The organism is Acinetobacter sp. MF4642 (assembly GCF_002018925.1).
In the GTDB taxonomy this organism is placed as follows: Bacteria; Pseudomonadota; Gammaproteobacteria; order Pseudomonadales; family Moraxellaceae; genus Acinetobacter; species Acinetobacter johnsonii.
This window is the reverse complement of record NZ_MVON01000021.1, coordinates 41,550-52,426: the sequence shown is the minus strand read 5'-3', so window position 1 is coordinate 52,426 and position 10,877 is coordinate 41,550. Positions and strand designations below refer to the sequence as shown.

The 10,877-nt window shown below is 40.4% G+C and carries 8 protein-coding genes and 1 riboswitch; of the genes, 5 read left to right on the top strand and 3 right to left on the bottom strand.

Annotated features, from left to right (window positions below; all coding sequences use genetic code 11):
• The first annotated feature begins 369 nt into the window (after positions 1–369).
• The 5 genes from MF4642_RS11830 to MF4642_RS11810 all read left to right on the top strand — a co-directional run bounded on the left by MF4642_RS11830 (position 370) and on the right by MF4642_RS11810 (position 6,523).
• Entirely contained in the window at positions 370–1,173 is an 804-nt protein-coding gene (locus MF4642_RS11830; RefSeq protein ID WP_227518544.1) for a hypothetical protein, read from the top strand.
• Positions 1,174–1,419: 246 nt separating this feature from the next.
• A riboswitch (glycine riboswitch) is annotated at positions 1,420–1,506 on the top strand.
• A 132-nt stretch (positions 1,507–1,638) separates the two neighbouring features.
• A complete protein-coding gene (locus MF4642_RS11825) occupies positions 1,639–2,883 on the top strand; it encodes a D-amino acid dehydrogenase (RefSeq protein WP_005399403.1) in 1,245 nt (414 codons plus the stop codon).
• A 182-nt stretch (positions 2,884–3,065) separates the two neighbouring features.
• Positions 3,066–3,293, top strand: coding sequence for a hypothetical protein (locus MF4642_RS11820; RefSeq protein WP_078426344.1), 228 nt, complete (start codon positions 3,066–3,068; stop codon positions 3,291–3,293).
• A gap of 254 nt (positions 3,294–3,547) precedes the next feature.
• On the top strand, positions 3,548–4,978 hold the full coding sequence (locus MF4642_RS11815; RefSeq protein ID WP_078426343.1) for a sensor domain-containing diguanylate cyclase: 1,431 nt from the start codon (positions 3,548–3,550) through the stop codon (positions 4,976–4,978).
• 54 nt (positions 4,979–5,032) lie between these two features.
• Positions 5,033–6,523 carry an amidase gene (locus MF4642_RS11810; RefSeq protein WP_078426342.1) on the top strand — a complete coding sequence of 497 codons (1,491 nt, stop codon included), beginning with the start codon at positions 5,033–5,035 and terminating at the stop codon, positions 6,521–6,523.
• A gap of 55 nt (positions 6,524–6,578) precedes the next feature.
• Here MF4642_RS11810 and MF4642_RS11805 read toward each other — a convergent pair whose 3' ends face one another.
• From MF4642_RS11805 to MF4642_RS11795, 3 genes are all read right to left on the bottom strand, one after another.
• Complete coding sequence (locus tag MF4642_RS11805; protein ID WP_078426341.1) at positions 6,579–7,733, bottom strand: MFS transporter; 1,155 nt, start codon at positions 7,731–7,733, stop codon at positions 6,579–6,581.
• A 139-nt stretch (positions 7,734–7,872) separates the two neighbouring features.
• On the bottom strand, positions 7,873–8,634 hold the full coding sequence (locus tag MF4642_RS11800) for a 3-oxoacyl-ACP reductase (RefSeq protein WP_078426340.1): 762 nt from the start codon (positions 8,632–8,634) through the stop codon (positions 7,873–7,875).
• Between the two features lie 173 nt (positions 8,635–8,807).
• Positions 8,808–10,748 carry an esterase/lipase family protein gene (locus tag MF4642_RS11795; RefSeq protein WP_078426339.1) on the bottom strand — a complete coding sequence of 647 codons (1,941 nt, stop codon included), beginning with the start codon at positions 10,746–10,748 and terminating at the stop codon, positions 8,808–8,810.
• Positions 10,749–10,877: the final 129 nt, after the last annotated feature.

Below are 10,877 nucleotides of genomic sequence, written 5' to 3'. Positions count from 1 at the left end.
CTCGATCGGTCACTTTACCTAGGCAAAAAGGTTCCATTTTTGCCCATTGGGCATCAGTAAGTATGTATCTATCCATAGTACTATTATAAATTAATCAGTAGCCTTTGTTAATTCTCAACAAGCCCTAGAAAATTCTCTTTATATTTAAGAGAATACACATTAAAGTCAGACTTCGGTCTGACTTTTTTTATTTACGTATGAAAGCTAATCTTAAATGTAAGAAAAGAGCTGTTGGCATATTATGCCCGCTATGGTTATCACGATACTCAGAAAACAGCATCTTACCTATTAAGTTAAGTGCCAAATTTGGTCTTACTGAGTAAGAAAATTTAGAGAGTTAATTTTTAAAAGAAAAAAGGAAGGGGTGGTATGAATAAAAAAATAAGCACAGTCAGACGATGCACCATTATATTTTTATTACTACTCACCGTTTTGGTTATTGCATTGTTGATATATGGCTACGACAGTATGCATGACCCTGAAAAAGTCAAAGCGCGCTTATATGCTTGTGGAAAATTTGGTGATCAGCACATGCTCATTGATAAGCAGTATTTACATTATGGCAGAGTGACTTATCAAGGCGTCAATTATTGGGGGAAAAATATTAAAAAAGAACACGAGGCCAGAGGTTGTGATGATCAAATTCAAAGTATTTCTTTGAAAGTGAAATGGCCTGAAATGACAGCATCTAGAGAAGGCTTTAAACTAGATTCTGAGTTTAAAAATGATATCACAATCGCATTAAACCAACGCTCAGTTTGGAAAGAGGAGCAGGGAAGTAAAGACTTTTTTAATGAGTTTTTGCTTTTAAAACTATACTTAAGAAAAGGAATGTCTTCTGGTGGAGAAGAGGTAAGTGAAGTATGGATAGATGAAACAAAAACATTTAATTCAGATTTGGGACTCTACGAAATAGAGGTAAAAAGTGATGATGGTGTTGGAAAAAAGGTGTATTGGCAGGAGCGTAAAGGTAAAGGGGTAAGCCTAACCATTAAGTGCCTTTATTTTAAGGATGGGGCAACAAAATGTGAATTTAATACACATCAGCCCAATTATGGGTTTAATACGAGTTATATCACTATAAAATTTCATAGTGAGTTACTGCCACATTGGCAAGAAATTTATCAAGATGCAGAACAACTTATTCATTCTTTTAAGGTTGAGAAAAAATAAAATGAAACATCCGAAGAGTATAGACCGTACCTATGCTCAAAGATGTTTAGATGACCTCAGCATAGCTCAGATGTGCGCGATAGATATGTCCTATTTTAAAGCAGTAACAGCGCAATTTTGATCAGTATAGTGCAACGCTTGCCCTAAGCTGAGGTTGTGCTCTATAAAAATAAACGAAAGATAATACTTTAAGAGCAGTTTCCAACCGGATGATTACATGGTATATAAATTGCTCATAGAATAATAAGCATTATTGCAGGAGAGAAATGTTCTGCATTCGCCGAAGGAGCAACGACCCCGGAAACTCTCAGGCAAAAGGACTGTAATAATGAAAAAACTCTGGAGAGAAGTGTTCAATCACTCACCGAAGGGGATGGTTTAAAATATCATGGGATGTTTTAGGTCGAAGCTCTCAGGTACACATGACAGATGGGGTTGACATCAAACAATAAAAAGGAGGTGTCTATGTGTCATGTCGTTGTCATTGGTGCTGGAATTACAGGCGTAACTACTGCATATGAATTAAGTCAATTGGGTTATCAAGTGACCGTTGTTGATCGTCATTTATTTCCAGCCATGGAAACTTCTTTTGCAAATGGTGGACAACTGTCTGCATGTAATGCGGAAGTTTGGAACCAAAAATCGACAGTGCTGAAAGGCATGAAATGGATGTCTCAAAAATCTGCCCCTTTATTGCTCAATCCTGCGTTTAGTGTGCATAAATATGCATGGCTGATGGAGTTTCTGGGCAATATTAAACATTATGAGGCCAATACCCACGAAACAGTACGTTTGGCTTTATTGGCTCGACAACGCTTGTTCGAAATTGCGGATAAAGAGTCAATCGACTTCAATTTAGAAAAACGTGGTATTTTGCATTTTTATCATAATAAACAAGATTATGACGTTGCTATTCGAGTTAATGATTTACTCAATAAAGGTGGCCTTGAACGTTGTGGCGTAAGCAATGAAGAAATTAAGCAAATTGAGCCGACATTGACCGGCGACTATTATGCTGGATTTTATTGTGAAGGTGATGCGACGGGTGATATTCATAAGTACACCACAGGTTTGGCTGAAGTCACCAAAAAGTTAGGTGTGAAGTATCGTTTTGGTATGGATGTGACAGATATTCAGCACTTAAGCTCAGGTGTTGAAGTGAAGTTACAACCAAGTTCAGAAAATGTTGAACTGCTTCCAAATGAAGTGGAGATATTGGCTGCCGATGCTGTTGTGGTTTGTGCAGGTGTGGGTAGCTATCAATTGGCTGAATTGGTTCAAGAACGCGTCAATGTTTATCCTGTAAAGGGATATTCGATTACTGTGATGTTAAATGACGAAGAGAGTCAGCAAAATGCGCCGTGGGTGAGCTTGCTGGATGAAAGCGCGAAAATTGTAACTTCACGTTTAGGTAAAGATCGTTTCCGTGTCGCTGGCACTGCTGAGTTTAATGGCTATAACCGTGATATCCGTGCAGATCGGATTCAACCTCTTGTTGACTGGACCAATCGTAACTTTAAAGTTTCGACAGAGCATGCGGTCCCTTGGGCAGGTCTTCGCCCCATGATGCCGAATATGATGCCTGTAGTTCGCCGTGGAAAGCTAGAACGTGTGTTCTTTAATACAGGACATGGGCACTTAGGTTGGACGCTATCTGCAGCAACTGCGGCAATGATTAGTCAGGAAGTCGCGACAGCGTATCCTGTTTAATTCGAGTGTATTCTTGGATAGATAAAAACAAGTTTGCTTCGAGCTTGTTTTTATTATTTCTGTTTAATGATGTTATAATTCTGCCTTAATTTCAAAAGATTGCTCACAAATGAATACTTTAAACTTGAGCAAAAATAAGTAGTATTGTTTCAAGCAATTGATGACTAATGTGAAGGTGAATAATGATTAACATGAAAATGGCTTTGGTGGTTTTAGCTTCTGCAACAATGCTGTCGCTTGCTGCGTGTAGTGACAAAAAACAAGAGACTGAACAAACGCCAGTGGAAAGTTCAGCGGCTGAAACACCAGTAACCAATATTGAAGTTAGTCCAGAGATGATTGATGCTGCACCTTTAGAGTCTGAAGCAGCAGGTGCATCAGCACCAGTGGCAGCGTCTGAAGCAAAATAAGTCCAAAGATCAAAAAGCCTCCCGATGTGGAGGCTTTTTTTATGGGTGAGAGTGATATCAGCATTTAATCGTAAATATCTAGATTCAGGATATAAATCAAAAAATCATATTGAAACCATAACGAACAATCGATAGAGTTTATTTAGTAAATATTGTCAATCTGTGATGGTTTTCATCAATGCATCCTTTGCAAGCAAATGGACAGTAGAAAACATGATGTTTAATCATAACTCATGTAAAAATGAGGGAATATTTTGTACGCAGTTAAGCTCACAGAAGTATCGTTGAATTTTAAACAGCATGGCCGAGCATGTTTGATTGTTGCTGCGGTGATTTTTGTCTGCTGCTTGTTTGGTATTTTCACTCGACCGATTGCATATTTCGCTTATTTTTGGCCAGCTAATGCTGTACTGATCGGCTTATTTTTACGGTTTAAGCCACTCAGAAATGCTGGTGGTTGGTTGGGCGCATTTATTGGTTATATGTCGGCAGACTTAGTCACAGGGAATCATCTTGAGCTGACTTTGGCTTTAACGATCGCCAATTTTATGACGGTAGGCGTTTCGTTATTTTTTATCCATTATTTACAAATTGACTATCGTGCATATAACAAAGGCTTAAATTTTCTTTATCTTTTCTTGGTTTGTGCTTTTCTTGGATGTTTTTCCAGTGCGATATTTGCCGTTGCGGTCGTTCCGTATATGCCACACACCTTTATGAGCACGCAAGACTTGTGGGCTGATTTTTATATTTGGTGGACAGGGGAAGTTCTCAATTGTATTTCACTTTTACCCCTCATGTTGACCTTTCCTGCAGCGAAGAAATTAAAGTATCTTTGGAATAACCGTAGACAGTGCGAAACCCAGTTTGTCGATGTTTTACCCTTACTCTCAGTTTTAATTTCTGTGGCATGTACTCATCTGTTCTTTGGTCCTGGTGCCTTACTTTTCCCTCTAGCAGGGCTCATTTGGGCGGCTTTAAGTTACAACTTATTTTATGTGAGTATTATTAACAGTTTGGTTTGTTTTGTGACGTATCATAGTTTAACGACCTATTATATTTCACGTACAGCAGATAACTTCTTGGCCACTTCTATTTCGGTGCGTATAGGGCTGTGCATGTTGATGATTGCACCTTTGCTTTTATGTATTGTGAGTCGTAATCGTCATGATCTATATAAAGAAGTGCTCTATCTGGCCAACCATGATCCCTTAACTCATGTGGGAAATCGCCGTTTTTTCTTCACTCAAACTGAAAACTTATTGAAGGAAAATCTGGTTAAATCGATGAGTATCATTGTGCTAGATATTGATCACTTTAAGAAAATGAACGATCAATATGGTCACTATATTGGTGATGTATTGCTACAAAGCTTTGCCACGACGGTGAAAAGTAATTTGCGTGAACAGGATTTATTTGCGCGTATGGGCGGTGAAGAATTTGTGGTGGTTTTAAATAATATTTCAGAGATTGAATCGCAAATCATCGCAGAACGTATCTGTCGTGCTGTCGCTACTTCAAAAACCCAAGTGGCGCATGCGGTTTTGAGTATGACAGTGAGTCTTGGTATGGTGCATCAAGTTTTACCAGCTCACAATAGTCTACAGAGCTTGTTAAATCGTGCTGATCGGGCGCTATATCAAGCCAAAACTTTAGGACGCAATCAAGTACAACTTGCCTCATAGGTTAAAATTTAGTAAAAGTATAAAACAATAAAAACTATAGATACTTGGATAAAAATGAATTTTTCTGAATACCTTCGTTATGATGGGCTGGGTTTGGCTGAGTTGGTTGCACAAAAACAAATCCATCCCGCCGAATTATTACAAATTGCAATTGAGCGTAGCCAACAAACCAATCCTGCTTTAAATGCGATTATTATTCCGATGCATGATTATGCCAAGAACAGAGCGCAAAATGCATTGTCTGGCCCATTTGCTGGGGTGCCATTTTTAGTAAAAGATTTATTTCAAGAATATGCAGGTTATCCAACCTCTTATGGATGCCAAGCATTTAAACGCACAGGCCATATTGCAGAACATAATGCAGAAATTGTAAACCGTTGGGAAAACACAGGCATTTTAACTTTTGGCCGTACCAATACCCCTGAGTTTGGTATCAAAGGCATAACAGAATCAGATGCTTGGGGAGCCTGTCATAATCCTTGGAATTTAAAACATAACAGTGGTGGCTCATCGGGTGGTTCCGCTTCTGCGGTGGCCGCAGGAATTGTTCCGATTGCAGGTGCGGGTGACGGCGGCGGGTCGATTCGAATTCCTGCATCGTATTGCGGTTTATTTGGTTTAAAGCCAAGTCGTGGACGTACGCCGTGGGGCCCAGATATGAGTGAGGCAATGCACGGCGCTGCGATACAGCATGTATTGAGTAAAAGTGTAAGAGACAGTGCAGCGATGTTAGATGCAACGCAGGGTGCAGAGCATAGTTCACTGTTTAAAATTGAACTGCCCAGCCAAAGCTATTTGGCCTGTCTACAGCAGCCTGTAAAAAAACTTAAAATTGCATTTAGTACTCAATCGCCTATCGGAACCCCAGTGTCTAAAGATGCAATTGATGCGGTGCAGCATACTGCACGTTTGTTGGACTCTTTAGGGCATACAGTGGTCGAAGCACAACCTGAGATAGATGGTATGTCTTTGGCCAGAGACTTCATCACGACGTGGTTTAGTCAATTTTCTTATATGTTAGAGCAGATCAAGCAACACGTTCCGACCACAGCAGGAGATTTTGAGCTGGATTCTTTAGCTTTGGCTGCCTTTGGTGCGAAAACGACTGCGTTAGAATATATTCATAATCTGAATAATTGGGGAGTATATGTCACCAAAATGAACCAATTTTTTGATCATTATGATCTTTATCTGACTCCTGCTACAGCTTCAGTCGCACCCAAAAATGGGCAAATTTCTACCCCATCATGGCAAAAACCAATTTTAAAAAGCTTACTAAAAGTCGGCAAAGCACATTTGCTGGCACAAGGAAAACTGGTCGATAAAATTGTGAAAGATAATTTGCGTTGGGTGCCTTTTACTCAGTTAGCTAACATCACTGGCTTACCTGCGATGTCTGTACCTTTGTATTGGAATGCTGACAATCTTCCGCTTGGTTCGCAGTTTATTGCACCTTTTGCCCGTGAAGATCTGTTATTACAGCTGGCTAGTCAACTTGAACAGGCCCAGCCATGGTTTCATAAATATAGTGAAATCAAAGTTTAGAAAGCTGATTAATGAAACTGCTGCAATTTATGTGTACAGATCAGAAGAGAACTTTTTAAGCTTGAACCTCTTTGGGTAAGTAGCGAATAAAACCCAAACCGAGTAGAACCGCACAGCCTGCCAAAATAAAAATAAGTTCGCCTGACAGGCTGTGCCAATAATGTCCTGCAAGAATACTTCCAGACGCTACACCCAGTCCCCACATGGTGCTATACAGGGCTTGACCACGTCCTTGTTGTCCTAAACTAAAGTTTTGGAAAATGATACGCATTGCGATGAGATGAAATAAACCAAAGCTAAAAGCATGGATAGTTTGTGCGAAGAACTGGATCGCGAAGATTTGTGGAAAAGAACCGACCATAAACCATCGTAGCGCCGTGAGGATCAGACAAATAGACACCATGAGTCGCCATGAAAAACGTTTGAAAAAAACGTGAGCAATGGCAAACATAATAATTTCGGCCATGACACCGACAGCCCACAAAAAACCAATTTCTGTGGTTGAGTAACCGGCTTGTTTTAAGAAGTTGCTATAAAAACTATAAAAGGGCGCATGCGAAAAAAGCAGAATAAACTCGATACCGAAAAATGCCGCTACAACGGGTTTTTTTAAAATCGGTAATAATGGCTCGAGCTGCCCTTGTGAATGGGGTGCAGTGGTCGGTTCTTTTATGCTAAATGACCAAATAAAGGCCAAAAAAGAAATACACAGCAATAAAACTGGCAGCATAGAGATGGGTAAAATTTCTAATAAGGCTCCGATACCAAAAACCCCGACAATAAAACCGACCGAGCCCCACTTTCGAACTTTTCCATACAAAGCACTGCGTTGTTCCGCGAGCCAAAATAGAGTTACGCCTTCAAACTGAGCCAGAATGGCGTTTTGGAAGAAGCTAAAGATCAGCATGAGCAGGGCGATCGCCTGAAAGGAGTTTGGAATGATAAAAATCATGAACCAAATACAGGCTTCCATCCACGTTGCGACTCTGACCAAGAGCATCCGTTTCCCTGATTTATCTGCAATCCAGCCCCAAATAAAAGGAGCAAAAAAACGGGTAATGATCGCAATTGAGGAAAGGATACCGATTTCACTGTAGTTAAAGCCTTGATCTTCGAGATACAGGCTCCAAAACGGCATGAACGTGCCCACAATGGAATAATAGAAAAAGTAAAAACCAGCCAGTCGGTGCCGAATGGGAAAAGAAAGCATCGTACTGTATTCCTTGCTAGGATGAGCAAATTTTGAAGAAGACTTGAATCTAAATAAAGCTTCAAGTCGATGAAGCTTCGAGAATTTTAAAAATGGATTGTTTAATCATGCTTATTCAGAGTTTAGGGATTAAAGCTCATTAGCCTTTGACTAAACCACCATCCACAATCAAGTTTTGACCTGTCACAGCACAAGAATATGGCGATAAGAACATTAAAATGGCTGAAGCAAATTCCTCAGGTGTAACTACACGACGCAGTGGTGTTGCACTCGCGATGTAATCAAAAACTTCATTGGGTGTACTTTTGCTGGCATCGATGGTTTGTAGTAAACCGCCAGAGAGCATATTGATATTAATGCCGTATTGACCAAGTTCATGCGCTGAGGTACGGGTAAATGCCAACAGTGCAGCCTTCGCCGTGGTGTAGTCATGATAAGGCACCACAGGGTTCTGCACCAGATTGGTTCCGATGTTTACAATGCGCCCAAACTGGTTTTGTTTCATACCTTCAAGCGCTGCTTGGGTTGTATTCAAAGCGGCTTTAACTGCACCTTCAAATTGTTGTTGCATAGTTTCCCAGCGTAGCTCATGAACTTTTGGGCGGGCCTCACCATTAAACTCGAACTGAATGAGCGCATTATTAATCACGGCATTGATATGCTGTCCAAAATGCTGAAAGCTTGCATCAAACATGTTTTTGACTTGTGCACTGTCTGTAACATCAGCTTGGTAGGTGAAAACCTGCTTTGGATACTGCTGGATTAAGGCTTGAGCTGCAACGTGGCTGTTCAAATAGTTCACGACTACACGAGCACCCTCATTGATTAAGGCGTGTGTAATCGCAAGACCTAAACCGCGTGCGCCACCTGTGACCAGTACAACTTGATTTTTAATGTGCATGATATTTCCGAGTAGATAAATGTATGTATTTTTTAGATAAAGCAAGTATATCAAAACCTTTCCGTACCTTAGGTTTTACAACTGCTACTTTTCAGGTTTTCGATGCTCATTTAGCTGGATTAGAGTATTTGGATAAAAGTCGCCTAGCAGTAGAACAGTTTTAGCATTAATGATTATTGGGCCTGAGTTTGCTCAAGGTGTAGCCTCAAAATACGACGCAATTCTAATAATGTTTCTGCTTCCTCATGCACCGAGTGGTTGCCTTTAATAATTTTTTCAGAGACTGCTTGTTCTAAATGTGAACTTGAATAGGGCACAATACCATCGCTCATGTCATGTATGTCATTGGTCTGACGGTGATTGCCAATAATAGAATGATAAGGAACTGTGGATACAGGCATGATGTTACTGGTCAAGACCATAAAGCGTGACTTTGGACTTAAGTCGTCAGGGCCAGATTGCACCATGCCTTTGGTGCTAGAGCTACCATTGAGTTGTATATCCACTTGGTTAAAGAAAGTAATCGGCAACTTCACCATTTTCTTCACCAATTCCATGTACCAGCGGTCAGACAGTTCACTACCACGGTGAGGTGTAGCAATAAAAATTGCACGTCCAATGGGTAAATCAGAATGAAATTGAAAACGTTCTTTGATTACGGGGTATTGTTGTAATCGAGTGTATTGCTCATAGTTTAATAGTGGAATCACTTGCTCAGAAATATCGTGCTCACTAATCAGTAAGCGACTAATAACGCCGCCCATACTGTGTCCAATCAGCACGGCGTCACTGGCCGAGCGAGAGTTGGGTTGAACTTGTGCAAAGGCTTGTTTAAGTAGTGCATGAATCTGAAAGCGGCTTTCAACAATTGGCATATTGGTTGAATAAAACACCTGCCATACCTGAAAGTTTTCTCGTAAAACTTTATCCCCCAAAATGTTATTGGTCAGATTGACCCAAGTTTCAGGGCTGCTGGCGAGACCATGAATAAGTACAATCACTTTTTTATTCGGTTGGTAGGGTTCAAGCATATAGACATGTGGCATACGCAATCGCTCAGTTTTATCGAGCAAGGTTAAGTAGCCTGTAGAGCCCAGTTTATTTTCTGCCAGCCAATAAGCAAAAGGCACAGAATAATTCGCCGTGAGAATGTATTTTTGTTGATGTATGTCTACATACTTTTGCGTATAAGGATTAAACAGCTCAATCTCAAAAATGGCTTTGCCATTAAGCACATCTTCAATGCTGCTTTCAGGCTTTAATGGCTGTGCCGCTGCGGTTACGGACAAATAGCGTGCAGGATGGATATTGGGATTGGTTTGATTTTGATAAAACGATATCGGGTCAAGGATAAAATCATTTTTATGAATAGGATCCGCTTCAGCCACAACCACAAACTCTGCGCCCAGACCGTCTTGACGGTTGACTTGATAAAAACCCGAGAAGTTTAAATTATAACTGGATTGAACTCGGTCAATGGTTTTACTTTTCAGTTCAGGATAGTGTTCTAAATTTACAATATATTGACGTTGTTGAACGTTGAGTTGCGCGGGAACTTGTTGAAAAGGCTGCGTACGGTACGCCGTGGTAATTAAACGTGACAAAGCGACATTGTAAAAAGTGCGGACATGCATTTGTCTTTGATCAAAAACCCGGGTACTTGGGCTTTCTTGCATTTTAAATAAATACACATAGCTATAACGTAAACTCTGGTCGAAGGCATCAAGGCTTTGTTCTAAGCAGTGATTATTTTCACTATGTGGCTGTGCGTGGGTACAGTTGCGTTGTTTTGAGAGCTCTAAAGCTTGAGCCAAATACAGTTCACTTAACGCGGCATAACGCTCATCTGCTGGAATATCCGTTTGTGTGTTTAAGCGCTTCAAACATGTTTCAAACTCAGCGGTGCCTTGCTGTGGCGTCAGGCTGAGTAGTTTGAGTAAGCTGGTGGTTTCCGCACTCAATTGGTCGTGGGTTAAGATATTTTCAGACTTACTACGAATAGCTTGACGGATGTTATTTTCTTTGACTTTGACCAACTGGCAGGCCGGCAATAAAACAATCGTTAGCCCTAAAATGATTGGTCGCGTGAAAGCATGATGTCTCGTTAAAAGCATAGTTTTTAGCACGGACGTTATCTATATAGGCTAAAGATGTCTTTCATTTTAAGATAATTTCTAACGAGTTACATCCAAATTCGGTCCGATCTTTTGTGTCCCTAGACATAACTTAAGAACACTTATATT

Excerpts from the sequence above, each read along its gene's own strand:
- MF4642_RS11830 (WP_227518544.1), top strand. The coding sequence starts at position 370 with ATGAATAAAAAAATAAGCACAGTCAGACGATGCACCATTATATTTTTA.
- MF4642_RS11825 (WP_005399403.1), top strand. The coding sequence starts at position 1,639 with ATGTGTCATGTCGTTGTCATTGGTGCTGGAATTACAGGCGTAACTACT.
- MF4642_RS11820 (WP_078426344.1), top strand. The coding sequence starts at position 3,066 with ATGATTAACATGAAAATGGCTTTGGTGGTTTTAGCTTCTGCAACAATG.
- MF4642_RS11810 (WP_078426342.1), top strand. The coding sequence starts at position 5,033 with ATGAATTTTTCTGAATACCTTCGTTATGATGGGCTGGGTTTGGCTGAG.
- MF4642_RS11805 (WP_078426341.1), bottom strand. The coding sequence starts at position 7,733 with ATGCTTTCTTTTCCCATTCGGCACCGACTGGCTGGTTTTTACTTTTTC.
- MF4642_RS11800 (WP_078426340.1), bottom strand. The coding sequence starts at position 8,634 with ATGCACATTAAAAATCAAGTTGTACTGGTCACAGGTGGCGCACGCGGT.
- MF4642_RS11795 (WP_078426339.1), bottom strand. The coding sequence starts at position 10,748 with ATGCTTTTAACGAGACATCATGCTTTCACGCGACCAATCATTTTAGGG.